The sequence below is a fragment of the Pseudarthrobacter sp. fls2-241-R2A-127 genome (genome assembly GCF_030209355.1).
GTDB lineage: Bacteria > Actinomycetota > Actinomycetes > Actinomycetales > Micrococcaceae > Arthrobacter.
Genome location: NZ_JARVSF010000009.1, coordinates 73,896 through 97,889 on the forward strand (window position 1 = coordinate 73,896; position 23,994 = coordinate 97,889).

A 23,994-nucleotide genomic window follows, 5' to 3' on the forward strand; every position below is an offset into this window, starting at 1 on the left:
CATAACACTCTTACTTAGCACTGTCACCCGTCAGAAGAGTATCGAGAAACAAACAACTTTTGCTTGACGTTCGTCAAAAGTAGTCCTACGTTGTGATGCAGGGCACATCAGTGAATCAGATGGCTGGTATCCACCACGGTGATCCCCGAACGCCAGAGTCCGCTTACGAAGAGGTAATTGAACTTGTCCCATCACGCAGCTGCGGCAGGCCGGCCCTTGGGGGTAGGAATCCTGGGTGCAGGACCGGTCACCCAGGCCATCCACCTTCCCGCCCTGGCCCGGCTTGGCGACGTCCTCGAGGTCCGGCACATCATGGATGTCGACGCCGCGGTTGCGTCTTCCGTGGCGGCGCGCGTCGGAGCAAAGTCCAGCACCAGCATGGACGAGCTGCTGGGCGATCCCGACGTGGACATCGTCGCTATCTGCAGCCCGCACCACTTCCACGCAGACCAGGTCATCGCCGCATGCAGGGCGGGCAAGAAAGCTGTCCTCTGCGAAAAGCCGTTCGCAATGAACGGCGGGGAAGCCGCCCGCATCTCGGCGGTCAGCGCCGAAACCGGGGTCCCGATCGTCGTCGGCGCCATGCACACCTTTGATCCCGGCTGGCTGGCCGCGGAACAGAACTGGGGCAACCTCCCCGACACGGCCCACACCATCCGCTCCTCCATCGTCCTGCCGCCCAACGCCCGCTTCGAAGACTTCGCCACGGAAATCGTCACCCGCCCTGCCGCCGGCCGGCCGGACTTCTCGGACATCGAGGTCATCAAAGCCGCCCTCCAGGGCGGGATCATGGGCCTGGCCATCCACGACCTTCCGCTGGTGCGACGGTTCACGCCCGATTTCGAGCAGGTAGAGGTCCTGCAGGCACGGCACGTCCGCCCGTTCGGCTACACCGTCTCGCTCCGGACCCCGTCCCGCGTCATAGAACTGCGGGCCGTCATGAACGGCACCTGGAAGCCCGAGTGGACATTCGAGGCCATCGCCGACGATTCGGCGCTCCGCATCGACTTCACGCCCTCCTACGTCCAGGCCGGCTCCGCAGTGGCCACCTTCACCCGCAGCGATGGCAGCGAAACCACCAGCTTCGGCCCCTACGGCCACAACGGATACGAGGGCGAGTGGCGCGAACTCGCCGGGCTCGCCAACGGAACCCTGCAGGCCCAGTCCGCCCAAACCCTGATCGACGACCTCACGTTCGCCCTGTCCATCGCAGAAGCCACCGTGGCAACCGGCGCCGCGGACCATGCAAACGCAACCCGCACGGCGGGAGTTTCCGCATGAGCGCCCAATTCACGGTGCAGGCAACGCCGGCCGCCCGGGAGGCCGGCGCGGTCACGCAGACCGTGGCATCACTGCCTGAAACGTTCGGGCCCGTCCCGGCCGGCCACACCGGCCCGGCCGACGTCCTGGTGGTCGCCGGCAGCGGCGGCTGGACCGCTGAAGCCGCCGGCGCCGTGCAGTCAGGGGCGCGCGGCATTATGGTCGCCAACCCCGTTCCCGAGGACACCTCGGAGCTGGCGGCTGTGGCAGACGCCGCGGGGGCCGTCGTCGTCCTTGACCTCCGCTGGGCCGCGAACCCGGCCCTGGTTGCCGAGGGTTCCGGCCCGGATGCCCGCGCCGCGGTACGCAGCGGACTGGGAACCGCCTCGCTGCTGGACAGCGTGGCGACGGCGCCGCCCGGCACCGATCCACGGCAACTCCTCAGCGACCACCTCGCCGCGCTGCTGGCCGTCACCGGCCAACTTGACGGCGTGGCGGTCCTGCGTCGGGACGCCTCCGGTTACACGGTCAGCGGCAGGCTCGCCAACGGTGCGCCGTTCACCGCCCAGGGCGTGCTCACCGCCGCCCGGCCCGCCGGCGTCGACATCCGCCTCTACACCGCCGACGGCGGGGTGGCCGTCCAGGTCCCCGACCCGGACGCCGCTTGGCCGGCCGAGGTCCGGGTCACCGGGCCGCACGGCAACCTCCTGCTTCCCACCCTGTACGAATCCGCCCACCGGTTTGCGTGGCGGCGCCTGAAGGAGCACCTCAGCGCCGGCACCAGGCCGGACGATCTGGCCGGCTTTGCCCGGCTGACCGACCTCTACGCAACCCTGACCGCCACATAACCAGCCGCCGCATACGCAACTGATACCGCAGTCCAGTCCCACCTCCACTCTCAACGATGAGCAGGACCGTACCAACGGCACACTGCGCCCGACGGTCCCGAAAGGACACACCATGAATGCATCTTCCGAACCACGCCGCTCCTTCTCCCGCCGCGGCTTCCTGGGCCTGACAGCTGCCGCTGCCTCCGTACCGCTGCTGGCAGCCTGTGGTGGCGGCTCGGCGTCGCAGGGCGGCGGAGGCGGGGCCGCCGGAACCGTCAAGTTCTGGGACATGCCCTGGGCAACGCCGGCCTACAACGATGCTGCCAAGAGCATCGCAGAGGGCTTCTCCGGTGCCAGCGGCAGCAAGGCCAGCTACCAGATCATCCAGTGGAACAACTTCTACCAGACCTTCTCCTCCGCGATTGCTTCCAAGACCGGCCCCGCGGTTTCCACCGGCGGCGGCTTCCAGGCGTTCCAGTTCGAGCAGCAGGGCCAGATAGCCTACGCGGACAAGGTGATCGACAAGCTCAAGGCGAACGGCCAGTTCGACGACTTCCTGCCCGGCGTACTGGACCCGTTCAAGTCGGACAAGGGCTACGTTGCCGTTCCGTGGCAGCTGGACATGCGCGTCTTCTGGTACCGCAAGTCCCTCTTCGAGAAAGCCAACGTTGCCCTGCCCACGGACTGGCCGTCCCTCCTTGAAGCCGGCAAGGCCCTGAAGAAGGTCGGCGCCTTCGGCTTCACCACCGGCGCAGGTGCCGGCAACAACTACGCCAACCACTCCATGATCATGATGATGGTCAACAACGGCGGAGGCGTGTTCAACAAGGACGGCGAGCTGGACCTGTTGAACGACCGCAACGTAGAGGCCATGGAGTTCGTCCTGGAGCTCGTGTCCAACGGCATCGTGGACCCCGCCGCGGTCAGCTACACCACCGACAACATGTCAGCCCAGTGGAAGGACGGCAAGGCAGGCTACGGCCTCTTCCAGGTGAACGTTCCGCAGCGCGTGGGCGACACCTCAGGCGACCTCCTGGTGGCTGACCCGATCAAGGGCCCGCACGGGGACAAAGCCACCATTGTGTTCCCGAACAACATCATGATGTACACCAACACCCCGTCCCAGGACGCCTCCGAGGAGTTCCTGGTGTACTACCTTGGCCAGCTCAAGCAGCTGTGGCAGAAGAAGCTCATGTCCGCACTGCCGGTCTTCAAGTCCATCACGGAGATGCCCGAATTCGCGGACGATCCCAACAACGTCAAGATCGTCAAGGACTGGCAGCCGATCGCCAAGACCTTCGCCTCCCAGGGCAGCAAGCTGAACGCCAACCTTGCCGCGCTCGACGGCGGCCAGGCCCTGAACCAGTTCAGCCAGACCATCATCACCGGAAAGGCCGACGCCAAGACCGCCCTGCAGACCTTCCAGTCCGGCCTCGAGTCCGTCCTGAAGAAGTAAGCGTCCGCCATGTCCTCCACCACTGCACAGTCCGGCCTGGCCCGGGCCCGCCGCGGGGTTGCCCCCGGCGGGTCCGGGACCGCCCCCGGCAAACGCAAGAGCAAGCTCTCGGCCCAGGCCACCAGGACCTTCTTCTGGCTCCTGCTCCCCTCTATGGTCCTCCTGGTCCTGATCCACGGCTACCCGCTGATCTACGCCGCGGTCCAGGCCACGCACGACGGTGACCTGCTCCAGACCGGCAACTTCGTCGGCGTCCAGAACTTCTCCACCGTCCTGACCTCGCCGGCGTTCTGGAAAGCCGCCCAGTTCACCCTTTGGTTCACCATCGTCGGTGTGTTCGGATCCTGGCTCGTGGGCCTGGGCCTCGCCCTGCTCCTGCGTACCAAAATCCCCGCCGGCAACACGTTCAAGGTCCTGCTGCTCCTGCCTTGGGTGGTGCCGATCGTGGTGTCCTCCACCGCCTGGAACTGGCTGGTGGCCACCCCTGACAGCCTGATTCCCGCGCTGTTCCGGAACCTTGGCCTGGGTACCCCGCTGTTCCTGGCAGACCCCACCTTGGCCTCCATCACCGTGATGGCCTTCAAAGTCTGGGTCAGCTTCCCGTTCATGATGATGATGATCTCGGCCGCCCTGGCCTCGGTGGACACCACCGTGTATGAGGCCGCCAGCATGGACGGCGCCAGCCGCTGGCAGCAGTTCACCCAGATCACCCTGCCGCTGATCGCCCGCTCCACCTACATCAGCTGGATCCTGATGACCATCTTCTGCGTGAACGACTTCCCCACCATCTACCTGCTCACCGGCGGCGGCCCGGTCAACGCCACCACCTCCCTGGTGGTCCTGGCCTACCGGACGGTGTTCCAGGACTTCGCCACCGGCCCCGGCGTGGCCATCGCCTTCCTCATGACCATGACCCTGGTGGTCATCTCGGTCATCCTGTACCGCCAGATCCGAAAGTCGAGTGTCGAATAATGAGCGCAGCAGTCCACGCCCATCCGCAATCCGGCCCGGCCCTGGGAGTCGGCCAGGCAGGCAACGCCCGCCGGGTACTCTCCGAGGCGGGCCAGCGCGGCCGCTGGTGGCGGTTCATCGCCATCCTCATCATCACCGCGGTCGTGCTGGTGCCCATCATGGTCACCGTTGTGCTCGCCTTCACCCCCGGCCCCAACAGCACCGCCACCGGCCTGACCTTCGAGAACCTCAACAACGTCTTCTCCAAGACCCTCGCCGCCACCTGGCTGAAGAACAGCCTGGTCACCACCCTGTCCACAGTGGTGGTATCGGTGGCCGTGGCCGCACCCGCCGGCTACGTCCTCTCGCGCGGCCGGTCCAAAGCCGTCTCCGGCTACTCCCTGCTCCTATTCGTCATGCAGTCGCTGCCCATCATCACCTCCGTGGTGCCGCTGTTCATCCTGTTCGCCGGGATGGGCCTGGTGGACAACCTCCTGGGCCTGACCATCATCTACGTCGGCTCCACCATGACGGTGGCCACCTGGATGATGGCCGCGTACTTCGACTCCATCCCCATCAGCCTCGAGGAAGCATCCTGGATCGACGGCTGCTCCGTCTTCGGATCCTTCACCAAAGTGGTCCTGCGGAATTCCCTGCCCGGCGTCCTCTCCACCGCGATCTTCGCCTTCCTCCTGGCCTGGAACGACTACCTCGTCGCCATCGTCTTCCTCCGCTCGAACGAAATCTTCACCCTTCCCATGGGCGTGCAGTCCTTCTTCCAGCAAAACGCGACAGACTGGACCTCAGTCATGGCTTTGGCCGTGGTCATGATGCTCCCGCCCGTCATCGTGTTCGCCGCCCTGAACAAATACTTCAGCGTCGGTGGCATCGGCGGCTCCCTGGCCGGCCGCTGACCTCCGGCTCTCGTCCAACCGCTCCACAAAACTGCTAAGGAAACACATGTCCTACTCACTTCAGCTCTACACGCTCCGCAACGCCATCTCCGAAGACCTTCCCGGCACCATCAAGAAGGTGGCCGATATTGGTTTCACCCAGGTGGAGCCTTACAACTTCGTGGCCACGGCCAAGGAACTCGGCGCAGCCCTGAAAGAGAACGGCCTCACGGCACCCTCCGGCCACGCCCCGCTGATGAGCCAGGACCAGGACGAGATCTTCACCGCCGCCAAGGAGCTGGGCATCAGCACCGTCATTGACCCGTTCCTGCCGGCCGAGCACTGGCAGACGGCCGAGGACATCCAGGCCACGGCAGCCAAGCTCAACGCGGCCGCAAAGAAGGGCGCGGGATACGGCATCCGGGTGGGCTACCACAACCACGCCTGGGAACTTGAGTCCATCATTGACGGCCGTACTGCGCTGGAATACTTCGAATCCCTGCTGGACCCGGAGCTGGTCCTGGAAGTGGACACGTACTGGGTAGCCGTTGGCGGCCAGGACCCGGTGGACATCCTGGCCAAGCTGGGTGACCGCGTGAAGTTCATCCACATCAAGGACGGCCCCCTCACCACTGACAACAAGGCCCAGCAGCCGGCCGGCCAGGGCAAAGTACCGGTCATGGACGTCATCGCCGCAGCCAAGTCATTGGAAGTGGGCGTCGTGGAGTTCGACGACTACGCGGGTGACATCTTCGAAGGCATCGCCGAGAGCCTCGCTTTCCTCAACAGCAACACCGCAGCCGAGGGGGCACACGCATGAGCACTCCAGCAGCAACGTCTCTCCGCAAGGGCCCGGTGGGCGTCGGTGTCATCGGCGCCGGGGTGATCAGCAAGCAGTACCTGGACAACCTGACCGCTTTTCCGGACCTGAAGGTCCACGTGATCGCGGACCTCTTCGAGGAGGCGGCCGAGGCCCGCGCCAAGGAGTACGGCGTCCCCGAGTGGGGCGGGGTGGAGAAGGCCCTGAACCACCCCGACGTCGAGATCATCGTCAACCTCACCATCCCTGCAGCGCACGTGCAGGTGGCCACCGCCGCCGTCAACGCCGGAAAGCACGTCTGGACCGAGAAGCCGTTCTCCCTTGACCGCGAATCCGGCCTGGGCCTGCTCAAGACCGCGGACACCGCAGGCATCCGCCTCGGTTGCGCCCCGGACACGTTCCTCGGCGCCGGGATCCAGACCGCCCTGCGCCTGATCCAGCGCGGCGACATCGGCACCCCGCTGACGGCAATGACCACGTTCCAGACCCCCGGCCCGGAATCCTGGCACCCCAACCCCGCGTTTCTCTTCCAGCACGGCGCCGGCCCGCTGTTCGACATGGGACCGTACTACCTCACCACCCTGGTCCAGGCCTTTGGTTCCATCCGCAAGGTGGCCGCCGTCGGGTCCAAGGCCAAGGACGTCCGTGTCATCGGTTCCGGCCCCAAGGCCGGCGAGGAGTTCACCGTCGAGGTGCCCACCCACGTCTCGGCCATGGCACAGTTCGAGTCCGGCGCCTCCTCGCACAGCGTCTTCTCCTTCGAGTCGCCACGGACCCGGATGGGTTTCGTGGAGATCACGGGCACCGAAGCAACCCTGTCGCTGCCGGATCCCAACTACTTCACCGGCGACATCAAGCTCTGGCGTGCCGGCGACGAGGACTGGACCACCGTTCCGGCCACCGGGCCCGCCAACGGCCGCGGCATGGGCGTACTGGACATGGCACGGTCCATCCGCGCCGGCGTTCCGCACCGCGCCACCGGCGACCTGGCGTACCACGTGCTGGACACCATGGTTTCCATCAGTGAGTCCATCGACGCCGGCACGTTCATCGACGTCGAAAGCTCAGCCCCCGCATCCTCCGCCATCCCGGAGGACTGGGCCCCGGAAACCGCCACACTCTGACAGGCAAGCAGGAACGCATCATGAGCACACCCGCACACCCCTCCGAATCCGCCGCCTCCCGGCAGGCCCCGCGCCCTGTTTCCCGTCCACTGGGGGTGGCCGCCATCGGCTACGCCTTCATGGGCAAGGCGCACTCCAATGCATGGCGGAACGTGGCCAGCTTCTTCGACGTGCCGGCCTTCGAGCAGAAGGTCCTCGTCGGCCGGGACGCCACCGCCGTGGCGGAGGCGGCAACCAGGTATGGCTGGGCGGAGTCGGCCACGGACTGGCGCGCCGTGATCGCCCGGGATGACATCGACATCGTGGACATCTGCGCACCGGGCTGGATGCATGCCGAGATCGCCATCGCCGCGCTGGAGGCGGGCAAGCACGTGCTGGTGGAAAAGCCCCTGGCCAACACCCTGGCCGAGGCCGAGCTCATGACCGCCGCGGCCGCCAAGGCCAGGGCCCGGGGAGTGCAGTCAATGATCGGGTTCAATTACCGGCGCGTGCCGGCACTGGCCCTGGCCAGGGAACTGATCGCCGAGGGACGCCTGGGCACGGTCCGGCACGTCCGCGCAGCCTACCTGCAGGACTGGCTCGCCGACGCCCAGTCCCCCATGACCTGGCGGCTGCGGAAGGAAACCGCCGGGTCCGGCGCGCTGGGGGACATCGCCAGCCACGCCATCGACCAGGTCCTCTTCCTGCTGGGCGACCAGGTCAGCGAGGTCAGCGGCCGGCTGCACACCTTCGTGGACCGGCGCCCGGGCGCCGGCGGTACCGAGGACGTCACGGTCGACGACGCAGCCTGGGCCACCCTGTCCCTCACCTCCGGGGCAGTCGCTTCAGTGGAGGTGTCCCGGATGGCCACCGGACGGAAGAACTCCTTCCAGATCGAGGTCTACGGCGAGAAGGGCAGCCTCCTGTTCGACCTCGAAAACCTCAACGAACTCGGCTTCCTCGACGCGACCGTCCCGGTCCGGGAGCAGGGCTTCCGCCGGATCCTGGTCAACGAACCCGAGCACCCCTACCTGGAAGCGTGGTGGCCGCAAGGGCACATCATCGGCTGGGAACACAGCTTCACCCACCAAATCCGCGACTTCCTGCTGGCCATCCAGGACGGAACCCAGCCTTCGCCGTCGTTCGAAGAAGGACTGAACGTCCAGTACATCCTGAACGCCGTGGAAGAATCCGCGGCCAACAAAAGCACCCTCACCGTGGTCCGCCACTAACGCGCCCCCAAACCAGCCACCAGTCCCAATCCGAGGAGCCCCCGCATGCCCCGCCCCTTCACCCTGTTTACCGGCCAGTGGGCCGATTTGCCCTTCGAAGAAGTCGCCAAGCTCGCCTCCGGCTGGGGCTACGACGGCCTGGAAATCGCCGTCTCCGGCGACCATCTGGACGCCTGGCGCTGGGACGAACCCGGCTACGTCGACTCCAAACTGGAGATTCTGGACAAGTACAACCTCAAGGTCTGGGCCATCTCCAACCACCTCAAAGGCCAGGCCGTCTGCGATGACCCCATCGACTTCCGCCACCAGGCCATCGTCGGATCCAAGGTCTGGGGCGACGGCGACCCCGAAGGCGTCCGCACCCGCGCCGCCGAGGAAATGAAACACACCGCCCGGCTTGCCAAAGCACTCGGCGTGGACACCGTCGTCGGGTTCACGGGCTCCTCCATCTGGCAATACGTCGCCATGTTCCCACCGGTTCCGGAAAAAGTCATCGACGCCGGCTACCAGGACTTCGCCGACCGCTGGAACCCCATCCTGGATGTCTTCGACGAATGCGGGGTCCGCTTCGCCCACGAGGTCCACCCCTCCGAAATCGCCTACGACTACTGGACCACCGTCCGCACCCTCGAAGCGATCGGCCACCGCGAAGCGTTCGGGCTGAACTGGGACCCCTCGCACATGATGTGGCAGGGCATCGACCCCGTCTCCTTCATCTGGGACTTCAAGGACCGGATCTACCACGTGGACTGCAAGGACACCAAGATCCGCCAGACCGGACGGAACACTGTCATGGGCTCCCACCTGCCCTGGGGCGATCCGCGCCGCGGCTGGGACTTCGTCTCCGCCGGCCGGGGCGACGTCCCCTGGGAAGCCTCATTCCGCGCCCTCACCGCCATCGGCTACAACGGACCCATCAGCGTCGAATGGGAAGACGCGGGAATGGACCGGCTCCACGGCGCCCCCGAAGCACTCGCCGCGCTCAAGAAGTTCGACTTCCCGGCCTCCCAAACCAGCTTCGACGCCGCCTTCAGCAGCAACGACTGAGCGAAGCCACCCGGCATCCGAATTGCCGGAACGCTGCGGGGACGCCGGAAGGTTCCGGCGTCCCCGCAGCTTTCTGGCGATGTCAGTGCTCATCCCAACCCCCGCACGGTTGTGCAAGGCCCGGGTGAGGTGCCTTATCCGGCGTCGAAGCTCTCGTCGTCGTCGTTCGGCGATTCCTCCCGCGGGAGGTCGTTGCCGCTGCCGTCCGGAAGCCCGGTGGCTTCCTGGCCGGATTCCGAGGAAACCGGCGCGGACCCCTGGGAATCGTCATTCGACTCATCGATTTCGGCGGCGCTTGAGGGAAGATCCATATCGTGCGGGACGGGTTCGTTGCCCCCGCCCTGCTGCGGCTGGTTGGTGTCTGCGCCGGCGGACGACGTGCCGCCGGACTCCTGGCCTTGCGTGCCGGCCGCCTCCTGCTCGGCAGTGGGGGTGCCGTAGCCGCCCGGGGCCGACTCGGGTTCAGCCTGCTGGTTTTCCTGCGTCATGCTTCCTCCTGGTGTGCCAACGACGGGTAATAATCAGCAAACTTATCAAATATGGGTGCAAGTGCAACGGGGCAGCCTTGTTTCCGGGTACGTGAGGAGTAGAAAGAAGACCTGGGCCTTGGCCTGCGAGGAAGGAGGACCGGTGTCCAACGTGGAGGATTACACGGGCCGGACGGGACGGAATGAGACCCGCGAGGAGCAGCTGGACCGCAACTGGGCGGAACTCCTGCAGGAGCTTCGAGTACTCCAGACCGGGGTGCAGATCCTGGCCGGCTTCCTGCTGACGCTGCCGTTCCAGCAGCGGTTTCAAACCCTTGACGATGTCGAGGTGAGCCTTTACCTCGCGAACGTGGTGGTGGCCGCCCTCACCACCGCCTTCATCCTGCTCCCGGTCAGCGTGCACCGCAGGCTGTTCAGGAAACGGCTGAAGGAAACACTGGTGTCCAGCGCGGACACCATCACCAAAATCGCCCTTGGCGGCATCGCCCTGCTCAGCGCCGGAACGGCCGCCTTGGTCTTCGACGTCACGGCCGGCCGTTCCGCCGGAGTCACCGCCGGCGGAGCCTTGCTGGGCGTCTTGGTGGTGCTGCTGGTATTCGTTCCGCTCCGGCTCAACAAGCGGGCCTCAGGACAAGCGTTCCCGCCCCCTCCCGGCAACGAGCAGTGATACGCAGGCTGGTTAGGGGCGGCGCGCCCGGCTAGGCACCTTCCAGCACCTGGCTGGTTGCCCAGGCGAGGTACTTGCCCGCGTTGGCGACGGCGTCTTCCGGGCTCGAGGCGACGTCCAGCAGCTGCGCCGCGCCGACCACACCGTGTCCGGCGAGATCCTCAAGGGTCACCAGGATCCGGCCGGCCACCACGATCACTGGAATCCCGCGTTCCCTGGCCGCGTCGGCGAGCGCGATCGGCGCTTTGCCGGTCAGTGACTGCGAGTCCATGGACCCTTCGCCGGTGATCACCAGGTCCGCGCTGTCCAGCTGGCGGGCCAGGCCGGTCAGTCCGGCCACCAGGGCAAAGCCGCCTTCCAGCGTGGCGTTGGTGAAAGCAAGGAACGACGCCGGGAAGCCGCCGGCGGCGCCTGCGCCGGGGACATTCACGTCCCGGCCCGTTACTTCCCGCAGGATGGACGCCCAGTTGCGCAGGCCGGCGTCGAGCAGTTCCGCGGCGTCCTGGTCCGCGCCCTTCTGGGGGCCGAAGACGTGGGCCGCGCCGGAGGGCCCATACAGCGGGTTGCGGACGTCCACGGCGATCCGGAACGTGGTGGCGGCGAGCCTCGGGTCCAGCCCGGACGTGTCCAGGGATACGACGTCGGCCAGTGACCCGCCGCCCAGCGGCACCACATTGCCGGCAGCATCGAGGGGCTTCAATCCGAGGGCGCGCAGGGCACCGCTCCCGCCGTCGGTCATTGCCGAACCGCCCAAGCCAAGTACGATCTCGGTGGCGCCGGCCTCCAGGGCGGCGGCGATGAGCTGGCCGCAACCGTAGCTGTGGGCGCGCAGCGCATTCGCGGGGGTCGGTTCCATGTCAGCCAGTCCGGACGCCTGCGCCGTTTCGATCACTGCCGTGGCCGTGCCGCCGGCCGACTTATGGATGGCCCAGGCAGCGCCGACGGGAGCCAGGATCGGCCCCACCACGGCATTGAGCCGCTCCTCGTACCCGGCCGCGACGGCGGCTTCCAGGGTACCCTCCCCGCCGTCGGCGATGGGGAATTGGGTGGCCACGGCATCCGGGTAGACCCGCAACGCCCCTTCGGCGATGGCTGCGGCCGCTTCCGCCGCCGTGAGGGACCCCTTGAACTTGTCCGGAGCAATAAGAATGCGCATGCGGTCCATCTTGCCAGCTAAGCCAGGGAAAGCGCTTGCCGTGGCGTAATACGGACGCAGTTCAGGCGGGCCGGCGGAGTTCGGGCGCGTAGGGCGCGTCCGTGGCGCCGGAGCGCCCATCCGGTCCGTCCGCAACGCCGGCCCCGGCCTCGGGTACGGCCATCAAGGGCACGGCGAAGGTCACCACTGGCCGGCCGTCGTCGTCCGCGGACCTGACGGTCAGGCTCCTGGTGCCGGGAGGCACCGTGGGGGTAAAGACCTGCAGGTTGCGGGTACCGACCGTGGCCGAATCCTGCAGTGTGTATTTGGTCCCGAAGTGGTCCTGGAGCGTGAGCCGCGGCTCAGGCGCGCCGTCCGATGGCAGGTGGATGTTGACTACCAGCCCTGATGCCCACACCTCCACGGACAAGACGGTGAATTCGGTAACCGGCGTGACATGCCGCCCGTAAGTTGGTGGCAGCAGCAGCCGGCGGAGTACCCCGGACGGAATGAACTTGCGGGCGGTGTTGCCTTGATCCCCTGCCACAGCCGTTTTCCTTTCCTGCGGCCCAACTGATAAGTCTACTTACCATGGAGCCTCCGGATCCGCCCGCTGTCAAGGACCCGCGCAGGTAGGGTGTGGATGGCCTGCGGGGATGCGCACAAGCCTGCGGAAACATGCGGAAAAGCAGGGCCGCGCGCTACCGCCGCGGACGGACCACCGCATAGTAGCCAGGCACCCGGTCCTGTCCGGGGACGCCCGTCACGGGGTTGGTTTCGATGGCAACATGGCCGTCTTCCAGGAGTTCCCACTGCGACGTCGGGAACGCCCGTTCGCGTTCGGCGGGTCCGAAATGCCCGGGCATCGGCAGCCCGCGGATGGCCAGTTCCAGCGGCGCCGGGATGCCGTGCGTGCTGGCACCCAGGTGGGACACGTACTCCACCGGATTCCCGTGGAAATTGGTTTCCGCCATGAAGACCGTGCCGCGGTTTCCTGCAAGTGTCCGCAGGTTCTCCACGAGCGCCTTCTGGTGGGCCGGATCGAGGACGTGCAGGACTCCCCGGATAAAGACATTGGCGCCCTCAACACCGGCATGGATGGACTCCGCCAGGGCAGCGCCGGCGCCCGGTGCCGTCATGTCGCGGGCTTCAAAGGCGGGGTTGGCGCCTCCTGCGGATTGCCGCCGGGCCATCTCCACAGCGTGCGGGGATACATCCACGCCAACCACCCGGGGGAAAACGCCGGCGAGCGCCCAGGTGAAGCTGCCGTGGCCGCAGCCGGTGTCCACCACCGGAAGGGCCGGGTCAAGGTAGCGCAGGAGGTTGTTCTTGTAGCCGAGGAATTCGTGGTCGGTGCCCGAGTCCCACAGGACCTCGCCGCCGGGGCCGGTGGCGGTGATGCGGGCCCAATACTGGTCCCATGCCTTGTGCCGGTCCTTCGGAGCGCTCCGCGACAACCTGACGAGCTTGGGGATCATCAGGTACTTCCGCAAGGCGGACAACGTCGGTCTGGTTCGGGATGGCACGGCTCAAATATATGTTCCCGCCCGCGCGAGGCGGCGCACCTTCCGCCACATTACGGCGCGCCCCGGGCTTTGGCGGCCCGTTGCGGCGCGGGAGGGCTGTGGTGGCCACTGGCGCCCGGCATCCCCCTACAATGTACTCAACTGGGAGGGAAGGGAGCACTGTGACGGCTGTCCCGAGTGACGCGCGCCCGCCCCGCACCGCCATCGTCGCCGATCCCGACGCCGGCCGGCTGGCCCTCAACGCACACGCCCTGCGGGACGCCGGCTACACCGTCCTGGAAGCCGCCGACGCCGATGGGCTCGCCCGGCTGCTGGACGCCGGCGAACCCGCCGTCATCGTCGCGGACGCGCCGCTGTCAGGGGTCAGGACGAACGCCCCGGTCCTGGTGATGGTGGACCTGGACGACCCCGCGGACATTGCGGCAGCGAACCCTTCCGGTGTCCACGACTGCATCACCAAACCGCCCGCACCGCAGGAACTGGTCCACCGCGCGTCGGTCCTTATCGAGCAGGTGTCCCGCCGCCGCGCCTCCCGGCAGGAGGCCGAAGGGCTCCGCGAACAGCTGCGTGAAGTCTCGGCGGCAGTCCGGGCCACCAACGATCCCCAGGAGATTGCCGACCACGTCGTGGCCGGATTCGGCCGGACCTTCAAGGCCGACTACGTTGTCCTTGCCACCTTCGAGGACCACAGGGTCCCGGTCATCACGGCCACCTGGCACCGGCGCGGCCTGGTGGAACTGCACCCCGACGCCCTGCCCGGCGAGGATGACGCCCGGGCCACGGCGGATGCGCTCTGGGCCGGCACGGAAACGCTGGCTGCCGAAGGAAGCGAGGCTGACGCACATGCCCCCGTCAGGGCCGCCCCTGCCGTCGCCGGGGCCGCCTCCACCCTGGCAATTCCCATCGGTGAAGGTAAGTCCTCCCTGGGCATCATCTGGATCGCCATGATGGACCGGCCCCGGACCTGGTCCAGCGCCGAGCTGGGGCTGATCCAGCACGTGGCGGGCAACGCCGCATACGGACTGATCCAAAGCCACCTGATCAACAGCCAGCAGCAGGTGGTCAAGCAGCTGCGCGAACTCGATAAGGCCAAAACGGACTTCCTGGCCACGGTGAACCACGAGCTGAGGACGCCGCTGACCTCGATCATGGCGTACCTGGACATGATCCAAGAAAGCACTGAGCACCCGGTGTCCAAGGAAGTCCACCAGATGCTGGACATCGTGGTCCGCAATACCGAACGGCTGCGGACCCTCATGGAGGATATGCTCAGCGTCTCTCGCGGGGGCCTGGACGACACCATGATGCACCGGGCACCGGTGCGCCTGGGGCAGACCCTCGACCTGGTGGCCGCAGCGCTGCGGCCACTGGCCACCCTGCAGAACGTCACCATCGACGTCGATCCTGTACCGGAGGATCCGGAGATTCTCGCCGACGAGGTGCAGCTGCAGCAGGTCTTCACCAACCTGGTGTCCAATGCCATCAAGTTCACCCCCAGCGGCGGGCGGATCGAGGTGGGCAGCGAATCCCACGCCGGAGCCGACGGATCAAAGTGGGCCACCGTCCGGATCGCCGATACCGGCATCGGCATTTCCAGCGACGAGATCAACCACGTGTTCACCCGCTTCTACCGGGCATCCAACGCCATGAACGGGGCCATCCCGGGGACCGGCCTGGGCCTGGCCATCTCCAAGGACATCGTGGACCGCCACGGCGGCAGAATCGATGTGGCCTCCACCCTGGGCGCCGGGACCACGGTCACTGTCAGCCTTCCCGTTGGCACCGACCACGCCCAGGTCAACTAAGCCGGAAGGAGGACTGGCGATGTTTGCCGACGACGACCCCCGGCTTTCCCAGCTGCTGGAAGGCATTGTCCGGCTTGCCTCCGGCGACCTCACCTCCCGGATTGAGGTCTCCCCCGCCCGGGACGAACTCGATGCCATCATCATGGGCACCAACCTGCTGGCCGAGGACCTGCAGGTCATCTACCAGGAACTTGAGCAGCGGGTCCAGGTCCGGACCCAGCTCCTCCACGAAGCCCATCTGGAAATGCAGAAGATGGCGATGCAAGACCCCCTGACCGGCCTGGCCAACCGTTCTGCCCTCATCGACGCCCTTAGGACCGCGCTGCAGGCCGCCGGCGAAAAGGGCCCGGAACCAGCCGGGGAATGCCCGGCGATCCTGCTGATGGACCTGGACGCCTTCAAGTCCATCAATGACAGCCTTGGGCATACGGCCGGTGACCAGGTGCTGGTGACCGTGGGCGAACGGCTGCGGGGCGCGGTGCGCGGTTCCGACGTCGTTGCCCGCCTGGGCGGCGACGAATTCGCCATCGTCATGCCCTCGGCGTCGCCGGACCAGGCCGCCATCGTGGCGCACCGCATCCTGGCAGCACTCAGTGAACCCATCGAATTACCGGGCCGCAGCGTGCGCTGCGGGGCCAGCATCGGGCTCAGCGTGGGCAGCGAGGGCCAGAGCCCCGAGGACATGCTGATGGAGGCCGACGTCGCCATGTACGCTTCCAAGGCCGAGGGCCAGAACAAGCTGCACCGTTTCGAACCCGCGCTGCTGCTGATGCGGCGGCTGCGCAGCCAACTGGTGGATGACCTTCGCGCGGCCATCAAGGAAGATGGGCTGACCCTCTACTACCAGCCTGTGGTGGAGCTCAGCAGCGGACGGGTCGAGGGCATGGAGGCGCTGGTCCGCTGGAACCATCCCACCCGGGGCTTCATCATGCCGGACGAGTTCATCCCGCTGGCCGAGGAAGCGGGACTGATCTCCGAGCTGGGCCTGTGGGTGCTCCGGACCGCCGTGCGGCAGCTGCGGGAATGGATCGATGCCTCGCTGGTGGACAGCGTCTTTTCCGTGCGGATCAACATCTCCGCCACCGACCTCCAAAGCCTGCAGTTCATCGAGGACGTCCGCAATGTCCTGAAAGAAACCGGCGTCCGGCCTGAACAGGTGGTTCTGGAATTGACGGAAGTGGCCATCGTCAAGGGCAATGAGCTGGACCGGTACTCGCTGGGCGGCCTGCGGGGCCTGGGCGTGGGCATTGAAATTGACGACTTCGGCACCGGCTACTCGTCCATCAGTTACCTCCGCCGGCTGCCGGTGGACCGGGTCAAGGTTGACCGGTCGTTGATCACCGGGCTGGAGAGCGACCCCAGCCAGCCGGCCCTGGTGGCGGCAGTCCTCCAGCTGGTGCGTGCCTGCGGCCTTGAAGCTGTCTGGGAGGGCGTGGAAACGGCGCAGCAGGCGGAAATCCTTCGCGGCCTGGGCTGCCGAAGCGCACAGGGCTACTACTTCGGCAGGCCGGTCCCGCCCGACCAGATCCCTGCGTTATTGAAGGAGCGGGCGGAAAGCGCTAACCAGTAGTGCGCAAACTACTGCGCTTTTGTGTCCGCCGTTATACGATCAGCGTGCGGTGTCCGGTTTTCGTCGCCGCGGAATTTCAGGTCTCACAGCAGCACCGGACTCTAAAAGGCGTTTTTGAAATTGAACATTAATGGGCCAATGGGTCATTACTTCGTCAACTGGGGGCGTAGCTAATGTCGGTTCGTGTACAGGCATGGGGAATTATCGCCGCCGTACTGGCGGATGCGGATCCCGCGGGAGCCGCTGTCCGGCAGCGGCTGAGCCAGAGCCTCGATGAGAATCCCGGCGTGCCCGAGAGGGCCCTGCTGGAATATCTCCTGGAGGCCCGGAGCAGCGACGCCAACACGTCGGAAACCATTGAGTCCCTCCGGCAGATGCGCCTGGCGCCGCCCGCACTTCCGCCCAAGCTGGCCGAGCAGCTGGACGCCATCCGCAGCGCCTCCAGGATCAGTGCCCTGCTGGAAAACCGGATGCTGATGACCGCGTTCCAGCCCATCTACGGGCTGGAAGGAAAGACCGTGGTGGGCGCGGAGGCGCTCTCGCGGTTCGTTAGCGACGACGGCGCCACCGCGGAACTCTGGTTTGCCGAGGCAGAGGCGGTGGGCCTGGGCGCAAACCTTGAGTTCTCTGCCCTTGGCTCGGCCGCAGCGGCCGCCCGTGACCTGCCCGGCTCCCTCTACGTGTCGCTCAACATCTCACCCACGTCCTGCATGGACCCGCGCCTGCCGGAACTGTTCGAGCACATCGAGCTTCCCATCGACCGGGTGGTGCTCGAATTGACTGAAGACATTCCGGAAGAGGAATACCTCCAGTTCATCTCCGCGCTCAATCCGCTGCGGGAGAAGGGCCTCCGGATCGCCGTGGACGACACCCACACCGGAGCCGGCGCACTGAGCAGGATGATCCACCTGAAGCCGGACTTCCTCAAGGTGGGCCGCAACGTGATCGGCGACGTCGACAAGGACGGCGTCCAGCGCGCCCTGGCGGCCTGCCTGGTGGACTTCACGGACCAGCTCGGCATCATCCTGGTGGCCGAGGGCATCGAGACGGTGGGCGAGCTCAAGGTACTGACGGAGCTGGGCATCAGCGCCGGCCAGGGCTACCTGCTGGGACGGCCTTCCGTGCGGCCAGAGGACTGGGCCAGCTGGAACACGCGCCTGGACGTCGACGGCCTGGAGCGCCACCTGGCCAGCCCCGGCGAGTAGTCCCGCAGGGAGCCTAGGCTTCCTGCGCCGGCGGCCACTGGCCGCGTGCAACCAGAACCTCGCGCAGCAGGTCCGCCCGGTCCGTGACAATGCCGTCCACCCCCAACTGGAGGAGGCGGTGCATCTCAGCGGCCTCGTTGATGGTCCAGACATGCACCACCAGGCCAAGGTCGTGGGCACGCCGGATGAAGCCCGCGGTAACCACCGGGACCCGCCCGTAGCGCACGGGAACCTGAAGTGCCTGGACGTCGCGGAGCGTCCGGCGCATGATCCGGCGGAAGACGCGCCGCGGAAGGACGGGTCCCAGGAGGGCGAAGAGGGCGTTGGAGGCGACGCCGGCGGAGGAAGCCACCGGCCGGCTGAGCAGCTTCAGCACCGCCCGTCGCCGCCGGTCCGAGAAACTGGTGACCAGCACCCGGTGGTGCACCTGGTGCCGCTCAATCGCGTCGGCGGTGCTGCGCACCGAATTCCAGTCCTTGACGTCCAGGTTCAGCCTGGCCCCCGGCAGCCCGCTGACCAGTTCGTCGAACGTGGGGATGGGTTCACGGCAGCTGATCCGCGCCTTCGCCACCTCCGCTGCGGCAAGGTCCCCCACCCTGCCCTTGCCGTCCGTCACCCGGTCCAGGGTTTCATCGTGGAACAACAGCAGCACGCCGTCTGCCGTGGTGTGCACGTCCGTTTCGAGGTACCGGAAGCCCAGTTCGACGCCGGCGCGGAACGCGGCCATGGAGTTTTCCAGCCCGTCCACCGAGAAGCCCCGGTGGGCCATGCCGATCGGGAGCTGCCGCCCGGCGTCGTCAGCGTGTTCAAAAAAGGGCAGGGTCACCCTGCGAGCGTACCCGAGGCCCGCACCGTCAGTCCCGGCAGTCGGTCTCGCCGCACGGCAGGATGTCCACGCCGTCGCCGCAGTGCAGCAGGATGCGTCCGCGGCCGCCATCGAGGTGGACCCAGACAGCGGTGTGATCCGCGGTGATGGTGTCCACTGCCCCGCTCGCCTGGAAGCCGGGTGAAAGCAGGACGCGGACCCTGTCGCCCTGGCGCAACTGCTTCCAGTGCGGATCAGGCGTTGCCTTGCGCAGCGGCGTGTCCGCTGCGCGCTGTTTGACGCTTCGTGCCATCGGAACCCCCTGTGAGCCGGCCGGGGAGGGGTGTGCCCTCCTCCGTCGACGCTACAGAGGAAAGGTAAACGCCAGGTGAGCGCCAGCTGGAAGTACGGGGGCGGGAGTCAGGAAAACTGGACGCCCAGCGCAGCGAGCCTGGCCTCCAGGACCTGGGCTACGCCGTCGTCGTCAAAATGCGGGGCCTGCTGGCCAGCTGCCCTGATGGCTTCGGGGTGGCCGCTGGCCATCGCGTAGCCGTTCCCGGCCCAGCGGAGCATTTCAATGTCGTTGGGCATGTCGCCGAAGGCCACCACGTCCGCAGCTTCGATGCCCAGTGCGGCAGCGTACTCGGCCAGGGTGACGGCCTTGTTCACGCCGGGGAGGGACAGTTCCAGCATGGCAACGCCGGGCGAGGAGTGGGTGGCGGCGGCGAGGTGCCCGACGGCGGGCGCCACTTCCGCGAGGAAGTCGTCCGGCGAGCCCTCCCGCACAATGGCGAGGAATTTGACCACGGAGTCGTCCCCGGTGAGTGTTTCACTGAGCGGCGCCGGGGTGAACTCGGCCAGGAGTTCGCTGGATTCGTTTTCGATGAAGCCTGGTTCGAGGTGGAACCCGGTGAGCGTTTCGGCGGCGAACAGTGCGGCGGGCCGGATTTCCTTGATGATGCGGCGGATTTCCAGGACGGCACCGGTGGCCAGGGCGCGGGCGGACACCAGGCGGTCTTCTTCGAGGTCCCAGACGACGGCGCCATTGGAACAGATCACGCGCCCGGTATGGCCCAGCTGATCCTCCAGCGGGTGCAGCCAGCGCGGCGGGCGGCCGGTGACGAAGACCAGTTCGACGCCGGCGTCCCGGCAGGCCTGGAAGGCGCGTATGGTGCGCGGGCTGATTTTTCCGTCGTGCCCAAGGATCGTTCCGTCAATATCGCTTGCAACCAACCGCATCCTGCAAGTCTACGTTGGCCGCGGGGCGCCGTTGTCGGTGTCCGGCGCTACACTGAACTATCGAACATATTTTCGAATAAGGGTGTGTTGTGGGCGTTATTATCGGTCCCCGCGTGATAGATGCGGGTGCCTCGTTGTTCTCGGTGCTGATCTCGCCCGTGGCAGTGGCGGCGGGGTTTCCCTCCCCCGCGCAGGACTACTTCGATGGCCGGATCGACCTGAACGCCCACCTGATCAAGGACATCACAAGCACTTTCGTGGTCCGGGTGACTGGGGACTCCATGGAGGGCGCGGGCATCAGCGACGGCGACGAACTCATTGTGAACCGGGCCCTGGAGCCACGGGACGGGTCTGTGGTGATTGCTGTCCTGGACGGAGAACTAACGGTCAAGCGCCTGCGCATCACCGGCAACGGCGTGGTGCTGCAGGCGGAAAATCCGCGGTATCCGGACATCCGGGTGCTCGCTTTGTCCGAGCTGACCATCTGGGGCGTTGCCACCCGGTGCCTGCACCATGTGTAGGGTGCGTCGTGGCTAGGCCGGCCCCCATGCGGCGGATGCCGCAGATCGCCCATGTGGACGTCAACTGCTTCTACGCGTCGGCAGAGCGCGCCTTCGATCCCTCCCTGGAAGGCCGGCCGCTCGTGGTCCTGTCCAACAATGACGGCTGCGCGGTTACCCGGTCCCCCGAGGCGAAAGCCCTCGGCATCTCCACCGGGGAACCGTGGTTCAAGCTCGCGCCGCGGGCCAAAGAATGGGGCCTGGTGGCCAGGTCCAGCAATTATGAGCTGTATGGGGACATCAGCGCCCGCGTCATGGAGCTCCTCGCCCGCTACTCGGCGTGGCTGGAGGTGTACAGCATTGACGAGGCGTTCCTCGGCGTCAAGGGCGAACCGGACCAGTTGCTGGTCCTTGGCCGCGGGATCAAGGAGGCCGTGCTGCGCCATGTCGGGGTTCCCGTGTGCGTAGGGATAGCTCCCACCAAAACACTGGCCAAGCTGTGCAACAAGTGGGCCAAGAACAATCCCGCGTTTGGCGGGGTGTGCCTCTGGGAGTCAGTGCCGCCACCGGTGCGGGAGGGCCTGATGGGCCGGTTGCCCGTGGACGAGATCTGGGGCGTCGCCGGGCGCCTGGCCAAGCGCCTGAATGCCATGGGAATTCTCACCGTGCTGGACCTGATGCACGCCGATCCGGTGGCGATCAGGGGCAAGTTTTCGGTGGTGCTGATGCGTACGGTCCTCGAACTGCGCGGCACTCCCTGCATTCCCATGGAGGAGGAGCGCGTTGGCCGCGACCAGTTGATCTTTTCCCGCTCGTTCGCCACCCCGGTGACCACGCCTGCCGGCTTACGGGAGGTGCTGGGTATTTACAGCCAGCAGGCGAGCGCGCGGCTGTCCAGGCACGGTCTCCAGGCAAAGGTGCTGACGGCGTTCGCAGCCACCTCGCCGTTCCGGAACCAGGAGCAGGCATACCCTTCGGTGTGCGTCAGGCTTCCCATGCCCACTGCGGATCCGCTCCTGCTCACCAAGGCCGCGCACGCGCTGCTGCCGAAAATCCGGGAAGGGCTCAAGTACGCGAAGGCAGGCCTGATGCTGACCGATCTTCGGCCCACCGGCAACCAGCCGCCGCTGGAGCCTTTCGAGAACCGGCACGAGGAACGCGGCATCGGGCCGCTGCTGGAGGACGTCAGCCGCCGCTTTGGGCGGGGCTCCATCGGATTGGGGTACGCAGGCGTCAAATCCGGCCTTGACTGGACCATGAAACGCAATATGCGTTCACCCCGGTACACAACTCACTGGGACGAACTGCCGCTGGTGAAGGCCGCCTGACCCTCTGGGTCCCCGCCGGCGGCACCAGGGCCGGCGGCGGGGACCCTTGTGCCCATCAGGCGCGGGACCTGCCGCGGACAAAGTGGAAGATCAGGACTACCACGGCAACAACCAAAAGGATGTGGATGAGCCCGCCGCCAATATTGGCGAGCAGTCCGAGGAGCCAGAGAACGGCGATGATAATAGCGATCCAAAGCAACATGAATTTCTCCTGCATTGTTATTCGTTGGAACTGCTGCATGTGCAGTACGGCGCCTTAGCCGGGCCTACTGCAAGGAATACACCTCTACCTCTCCCTCCAGGCCCCCATGCCGCTTCCGTTCATCAGCACGGTCGGTAAAACATCGCAGTGACCTGCCGAATCCCCACACCGAAATTGTGTGGCGATTCCCAGACTATTTCAGGATGCCCCTGCTGAAAATGGCAGCGCATCAAAAAATAAACGTGTCCTTTGTGCGGGATTTCGCGCCGGGGCGCAATGTCCCAGCAGCTCTCCTGGAACGCTCCGGGGCCGGGGCAGGATCAGGTGGTGGTGAACCGGGCAGCTGCCCCGCCGGCGACGGCGCCGTTGGGCAGCCGGCGGTCCATGAGCACCATCAGGAGGTGGTGGGCGGCGCCGCGGAGGGGTTCGCCGGCCCCGAAGGCCCAGTCCAGATCGGTGGCTTCGAGCCGGACGCCGGCCAGGTCAAGCCGGAAATGCTTCCGGCTGAGCGGGCTGGTCGCATGGTCGAGGACCGTGAGGAGGCTTGCGTCGCCGACCGGGTGTTTGAGGCCGAGCGGGATGGTGATGTCCAGGCCATGGACGATGTCGTGGGTAAGGGCTCCCTGGAGTCCACCGCCGGGTGGTTTCCACAGCGTGTCCTCGTTCGCGCGCCAGCGGTGAAGCAAGGTGCTGACCGGTTCTTGGGCGTCGTGGCGGGCGACCCGATCCGCCATGCGGGCGAAGTTGCCGCGGGAGCGCAGCATCTCGCCGATGAACCGCGGGGTGGAGAAGCGCAGGGGCATGGCCATGTGCGCGACGACTTCCCGCACGCGCCAGCCGGTGCAGAGCGAGGGGGTATTCCACGCCTGTTGGGGCAGCGCTTCCAGGATTTTGGTGAAGGCCCGCCGTTCGGCAGCTATGTTCACCATGGTGTGGCTGTCCGCACTCATCGGTGGGCTCCGGCGTGTTGGGCCAGGTAGGTCTCGAAGCGGTCCAGGGAGGTGAGGAATCCGGCCTGGGCGGCGGGGTCCAGCATTGGCGCCGGAACGTTGGTTTGTTCGATGTCGACTTGGGTGCGGCGCGTTCCAAGCTCGGTGAAGGTGATGGTCACGGTCATCCCCGAGTGGTCCTCAATCCACGACAGGCGCTCTGGCGGGTTCACCTCAAGGTACCGTGCGCTGGTCGGGTAGGTGCTGCCGTCGCCGTCGTTGACCATAACGGTGGTGAAGGCACCCCCGGCCCGGGCATCCACGGTGATTGTGTCCAAGGGCGTGGTGACGCCGGTCGGACCCCAGAAGTGGGTCAGATGCTCGGGTTCGACCATGCAACTGAAGACCAGCTGCCGTGGCGCCTCGAAGATGCGGGTGAAGCGGAGGGTGTTCTCATTCATGGCGGTCTCCATTCGGGGGTTCCTGCAGGGTGCGGAGGTGTTGGTCGAGCTTGTCGAAGCGCTCGGACCAAAGGCGCCGGTTCTCTTCGATCCAGCCGGCAGCGGCATCGAGGGCCTGCAACTCCAGGTGGCAGGGGCGGAACTGGGCTTTCCGGCCTCGACTGATCAATCCCGATCTTTCGAGAACCTTCAGGTGCTTGGAGATGCCCGGAAGGCTCAAGTTGAACGGTTCCGCCAGTTCATTGACGGTGGCGTCGCCGGCAGCGAGACGGACCACGATGGCCCGGCGCGTCGGGTCGGAAAGCGCGCTGAACATCGCGTCGAGCCGCTGATCTTCCACCACTGTCATGTGGGCCTCCAGAACTTCTCCATCTTCTTATTTTACTTAGTAGCTAATTAACCGTCAAGCAAAATACAGTCTGGACATCCCCACTGCGGGGCCGGGCGCGGACTCCCGCAAGAAGACGCCTCACGACGTTTCTTGACGCTCTGCGACGCCGCGTTGCGCGTTCGCGTCGCCGGGTGAACCAGTGCGACAGGAA

The 23,994-nt window shown here is 66.4% G+C and carries 26 protein-coding genes; 15 read left to right on the forward strand and 11 right to left on the reverse strand.

Annotated elements, in window-relative coordinates:
• Positions 1-183 precede the first annotated feature (183 nt).
• From QRN53_RS06995 to QRN53_RS07035, 9 genes are all read left to right on the forward strand, one after another.
• On the forward strand, positions 184-1,281 hold the full coding sequence (locus tag QRN53_RS06995; RefSeq protein ID WP_285243295.1) for a Gfo/Idh/MocA family protein: 1,098 nt from the start codon (positions 184-186) through the stop codon (positions 1,279-1,281).
• Positions 1,278-2,108 carry a hypothetical protein gene (locus QRN53_RS07000; protein ID WP_285243296.1) on the forward strand — a complete coding sequence of 277 codons (831 nt, stop codon included), beginning with the start codon at positions 1,278-1,280 and terminating at the stop codon, positions 2,106-2,108. The genes QRN53_RS06995 and QRN53_RS07000 overlap by 4 nt, the downstream gene beginning before the upstream one ends.
• Positions 2,109-2,220: 112 nt before the next feature.
• Complete coding sequence (locus QRN53_RS07005) at positions 2,221-3,546, forward strand: ABC transporter substrate-binding protein (protein ID WP_285243297.1); 1,326 nt, start codon at positions 2,221-2,223, stop codon at positions 3,544-3,546.
• 9 nt (positions 3,547-3,555) lie between these two features.
• Positions 3,556-4,518: a carbohydrate ABC transporter permease gene (locus QRN53_RS07010; RefSeq protein ID WP_285243298.1), complete on the forward strand. Its 963-nt coding sequence runs from the start codon at positions 3,556-3,558 to the stop codon at positions 4,516-4,518.
• The gene (locus tag QRN53_RS07015; RefSeq protein ID WP_285243299.1) at positions 4,518-5,411 is read left to right on the forward strand and encodes a carbohydrate ABC transporter permease; all 894 of its coding nucleotides are present in this window, start codon (positions 4,518-4,520) and stop codon (positions 5,409-5,411) included. The genes QRN53_RS07010 and QRN53_RS07015 overlap by 1 nt, the downstream gene beginning before the upstream one ends.
• A gap of 46 nt (positions 5,412-5,457) precedes the next feature.
• Complete coding sequence (locus QRN53_RS07020; protein ID WP_285243300.1) at positions 5,458-6,210, forward strand: sugar phosphate isomerase/epimerase family protein; 753 nt, start codon at positions 5,458-5,460, stop codon at positions 6,208-6,210.
• Entirely contained in the window at positions 6,207-7,334 is a 1,128-nt protein-coding gene (locus QRN53_RS07025) for a Gfo/Idh/MocA family protein (protein WP_285243301.1), read from the forward strand. Before QRN53_RS07020 ends, QRN53_RS07025 begins: the two co-directional genes overlap by 4 nt.
• 20 nt (positions 7,335-7,354) lie before the next feature.
• Complete coding sequence (locus QRN53_RS07030) at positions 7,355-8,545, forward strand: Gfo/Idh/MocA family protein (protein ID WP_285243302.1); 1,191 nt, start codon at positions 7,355-7,357, stop codon at positions 8,543-8,545.
• Between the two features lie 45 nt (positions 8,546-8,590).
• Positions 8,591-9,592: a sugar phosphate isomerase/epimerase family protein gene (locus QRN53_RS07035; RefSeq protein ID WP_285243303.1), complete on the forward strand. Its 1,002-nt coding sequence runs from the start codon at positions 8,591-8,593 to the stop codon at positions 9,590-9,592.
• A gap of 134 nt (positions 9,593-9,726) precedes the next feature.
• On the opposite strand, the gene QRN53_RS07040 is transcribed toward QRN53_RS07035, so the two are convergent.
• Positions 9,727-10,080 carry a hypothetical protein gene (locus QRN53_RS07040; protein WP_285243304.1) on the reverse strand — a complete coding sequence of 118 codons (354 nt, stop codon included), beginning with the start codon at positions 10,078-10,080 and terminating at the stop codon, positions 9,727-9,729.
• 142 nt (positions 10,081-10,222) lie between these two features.
• Between QRN53_RS07040 and QRN53_RS07045 the strand changes: the two genes are divergently transcribed.
• On the forward strand, positions 10,223-10,747 hold the full coding sequence (locus tag QRN53_RS07045) for a DUF6328 family protein (protein WP_285243305.1): 525 nt from the start codon (positions 10,223-10,225) through the stop codon (positions 10,745-10,747).
• Between the two features lie 31 nt (positions 10,748-10,778).
• Here the strand turns inward: QRN53_RS07045 and QRN53_RS07050 are convergent, their stop codons facing one another.
• The 3 genes from QRN53_RS07050 to QRN53_RS07060 form a co-directional block, all read right to left on the reverse strand.
• Positions 10,779-11,903, reverse strand: a complete 1,125-nt coding sequence (locus tag QRN53_RS07050) for a glycerate kinase (RefSeq protein WP_285243306.1) — start codon at positions 11,901-11,903, stop codon at positions 10,779-10,781.
• 61 nt (positions 11,904-11,964) lie between these two features.
• The gene (locus tag QRN53_RS07055; protein ID WP_285243307.1) at positions 11,965-12,429 is read right to left on the reverse strand and encodes a hypothetical protein; all 465 of its coding nucleotides are present in this window, start codon (positions 12,427-12,429) and stop codon (positions 11,965-11,967) included.
• 154 nt (positions 12,430-12,583) lie between these two features.
• On the reverse strand, positions 12,584-13,360 hold the full coding sequence (locus QRN53_RS07060; RefSeq protein WP_285243511.1) for a class I SAM-dependent methyltransferase: 777 nt from the start codon (positions 13,358-13,360) through the stop codon (positions 12,584-12,586).
• Between the two features lie 179 nt (positions 13,361-13,539).
• On the opposite strand from QRN53_RS07060, the gene QRN53_RS07065 reads away from it, so the two are divergent.
• The 3 genes from QRN53_RS07065 to QRN53_RS07075 all read left to right on the forward strand — a co-directional run bounded on the left by QRN53_RS07065 (position 13,540) and on the right by QRN53_RS07075 (position 17,988).
• Complete coding sequence (locus QRN53_RS07065; protein ID WP_502934825.1) at positions 13,540-15,213, forward strand: sensor histidine kinase; 1,674 nt, start codon at positions 13,540-13,542, stop codon at positions 15,211-15,213.
• A 19-nt stretch (positions 15,214-15,232) separates the two neighbouring features.
• On the forward strand, positions 15,233-16,783 hold the full coding sequence (locus QRN53_RS07070) for a putative bifunctional diguanylate cyclase/phosphodiesterase (RefSeq protein WP_285243309.1): 1,551 nt from the start codon (positions 15,233-15,235) through the stop codon (positions 16,781-16,783).
• 173 nt (positions 16,784-16,956) lie between these two features.
• Complete coding sequence (locus tag QRN53_RS07075; RefSeq protein ID WP_285243310.1) at positions 16,957-17,988, forward strand: EAL domain-containing protein; 1,032 nt, start codon at positions 16,957-16,959, stop codon at positions 17,986-17,988.
• A gap of 13 nt (positions 17,989-18,001) precedes the next feature.
• Here QRN53_RS07075 and QRN53_RS07080 read toward each other — a convergent pair whose 3' ends face one another.
• The 3 genes from QRN53_RS07080 to QRN53_RS07090 form a co-directional block, all read right to left on the reverse strand.
• A complete protein-coding gene (locus QRN53_RS07080; RefSeq protein ID WP_285243311.1) occupies positions 18,002-18,814 on the reverse strand; it encodes a glycerophosphodiester phosphodiesterase family protein in 813 nt (270 codons plus the stop codon).
• A 28-nt stretch (positions 18,815-18,842) separates the two neighbouring features.
• The gene (locus QRN53_RS07085) at positions 18,843-19,106 is read right to left on the reverse strand and encodes a hypothetical protein (RefSeq protein WP_285243312.1); all 264 of its coding nucleotides are present in this window, start codon (positions 19,104-19,106) and stop codon (positions 18,843-18,845) included.
• Positions 19,107-19,213: 107 nt separating this feature from the next.
• Positions 19,214-20,032 carry an HAD family hydrolase gene (locus QRN53_RS07090; protein WP_285243313.1) on the reverse strand — a complete coding sequence of 273 codons (819 nt, stop codon included), beginning with the start codon at positions 20,030-20,032 and terminating at the stop codon, positions 19,214-19,216.
• A gap of 89 nt (positions 20,033-20,121) precedes the next feature.
• Here QRN53_RS07090 and QRN53_RS07095 point away from each other — a divergent pair, with 89 nt between their 5' ends.
• Both QRN53_RS07095 and QRN53_RS07100 read left to right on the forward strand, forming a co-directional pair.
• Positions 20,122-20,553, forward strand: coding sequence for a LexA family protein (locus tag QRN53_RS07095; protein ID WP_285243314.1), 432 nt, complete (start codon positions 20,122-20,124; stop codon positions 20,551-20,553).
• Between the two features lie 26 nt (positions 20,554-20,579).
• The gene (locus QRN53_RS07100; RefSeq protein WP_285243512.1) at positions 20,580-21,860 is read left to right on the forward strand and encodes a Y-family DNA polymerase; all 1,281 of its coding nucleotides are present in this window, start codon (positions 20,580-20,582) and stop codon (positions 21,858-21,860) included.
• A gap of 55 nt (positions 21,861-21,915) precedes the next feature.
• Here the strand turns inward: QRN53_RS07100 and QRN53_RS07105 are convergent, their stop codons facing one another.
• The 4 genes from QRN53_RS07105 to QRN53_RS07120 all read right to left on the reverse strand — a co-directional run bounded on the left by QRN53_RS07105 (position 21,916) and on the right by QRN53_RS07120 (position 23,801).
• On the reverse strand, positions 21,916-22,062 hold the full coding sequence (locus QRN53_RS07105) for a lmo0937 family membrane protein (protein WP_109044233.1): 147 nt from the start codon (positions 22,060-22,062) through the stop codon (positions 21,916-21,918).
• Between the two features lie 320 nt (positions 22,063-22,382).
• Entirely contained in the window at positions 22,383-23,012 is a 630-nt protein-coding gene (locus QRN53_RS07110) for a maleylpyruvate isomerase family mycothiol-dependent enzyme (protein ID WP_285243315.1), read from the reverse strand.
• Positions 23,009-23,452 (reverse strand): SRPBCC family protein, encoded by a 444-nt coding sequence (locus tag QRN53_RS07115; RefSeq protein ID WP_285243316.1) that lies wholly within the window; start codon positions 23,450-23,452, stop codon positions 23,009-23,011. The genes QRN53_RS07110 and QRN53_RS07115 overlap by 4 nt, the downstream gene beginning before the upstream one ends.
• Positions 23,445-23,801 carry an ArsR/SmtB family transcription factor gene (locus QRN53_RS07120; RefSeq protein WP_285243317.1) on the reverse strand — a complete coding sequence of 119 codons (357 nt, stop codon included), beginning with the start codon at positions 23,799-23,801 and terminating at the stop codon, positions 23,445-23,447. The genes QRN53_RS07115 and QRN53_RS07120 overlap by 8 nt, the downstream gene beginning before the upstream one ends.
• Between the last annotated feature and the right edge of the window lie 193 nt (positions 23,802-23,994).

Bases quoted from the DNA above. Each gene is read 5' to 3' on its own strand.
- QRN53_RS07000 (WP_285243296.1), top strand. From the start codon at position 1,278: ATGAGCGCCCAATTCACGGTGCAGGCAACGCCGGCCGCCCGGGAGGCC.
- QRN53_RS07005 (WP_285243297.1), top strand. From the start codon at position 2,221: ATGAATGCATCTTCCGAACCACGCCGCTCCTTCTCCCGCCGCGGCTTC.
- QRN53_RS07010 (WP_285243298.1), top strand. From the start codon at position 3,556: ATGTCCTCCACCACTGCACAGTCCGGCCTGGCCCGGGCCCGCCGCGGG.
- QRN53_RS07015 (WP_285243299.1), top strand. From the start codon at position 4,518: ATGAGCGCAGCAGTCCACGCCCATCCGCAATCCGGCCCGGCCCTGGGA.
- QRN53_RS07020 (WP_285243300.1), top strand. From the start codon at position 5,458: ATGTCCTACTCACTTCAGCTCTACACGCTCCGCAACGCCATCTCCGAA.
- QRN53_RS07025 (WP_285243301.1), top strand. From the start codon at position 6,207: ATGAGCACTCCAGCAGCAACGTCTCTCCGCAAGGGCCCGGTGGGCGTC.
- QRN53_RS07030 (WP_285243302.1), top strand. From the start codon at position 7,355: ATGAGCACACCCGCACACCCCTCCGAATCCGCCGCCTCCCGGCAGGCC.
- QRN53_RS07035 (WP_285243303.1), top strand. From the start codon at position 8,591: ATGCCCCGCCCCTTCACCCTGTTTACCGGCCAGTGGGCCGATTTGCCC.
- QRN53_RS07040 (WP_285243304.1), bottom strand. From the start codon at position 10,080: ATGACGCAGGAAAACCAGCAGGCTGAACCCGAGTCGGCCCCGGGCGGC.
- QRN53_RS07050 (WP_285243306.1), bottom strand. From the start codon at position 11,903: ATGCGCATTCTTATTGCTCCGGACAAGTTCAAGGGGTCCCTCACGGCG.
- QRN53_RS07060 (WP_285243511.1), bottom strand. From the start codon at position 13,360: ATGATCCCCAAGCTCGTCAGGTTGTCGCGGAGCGCTCCGAAGGACCGG.
- QRN53_RS07065 (WP_502934825.1), top strand. From the start codon at position 13,540: ATGTACTCAACTGGGAGGGAAGGGAGCACTGTGACGGCTGTCCCGAGT.
- QRN53_RS07070 (WP_285243309.1), top strand. From the start codon at position 15,233: ATGTTTGCCGACGACGACCCCCGGCTTTCCCAGCTGCTGGAAGGCATT.
- QRN53_RS07075 (WP_285243310.1), top strand. From the start codon at position 16,957: ATGTCGGTTCGTGTACAGGCATGGGGAATTATCGCCGCCGTACTGGCG.
- QRN53_RS07085 (WP_285243312.1), bottom strand. From the start codon at position 19,106: ATGGCACGAAGCGTCAAACAGCGCGCAGCGGACACGCCGCTGCGCAAG.
- QRN53_RS07090 (WP_285243313.1), bottom strand. From the start codon at position 20,032: ATGCGGTTGGTTGCAAGCGATATTGACGGAACGATCCTTGGGCACGAC.
- QRN53_RS07100 (WP_285243512.1), top strand. From the start codon at position 20,580: ATGCGGCGGATGCCGCAGATCGCCCATGTGGACGTCAACTGCTTCTAC.
- QRN53_RS07105 (WP_109044233.1), bottom strand. From the start codon at position 22,062: ATGTTGCTTTGGATCGCTATTATCATCGCCGTTCTCTGGCTCCTCGGA.
- QRN53_RS07110 (WP_285243315.1), bottom strand. From the start codon at position 23,012: ATGAGTGCGGACAGCCACACCATGGTGAACATAGCTGCCGAACGGCGG.
- QRN53_RS07115 (WP_285243316.1), bottom strand. From the start codon at position 23,452: ATGAATGAGAACACCCTCCGCTTCACCCGCATCTTCGAGGCGCCACGG.
- QRN53_RS07120 (WP_285243317.1), bottom strand. From the start codon at position 23,801: ATGACAGTGGTGGAAGATCAGCGGCTCGACGCGATGTTCAGCGCGCTT.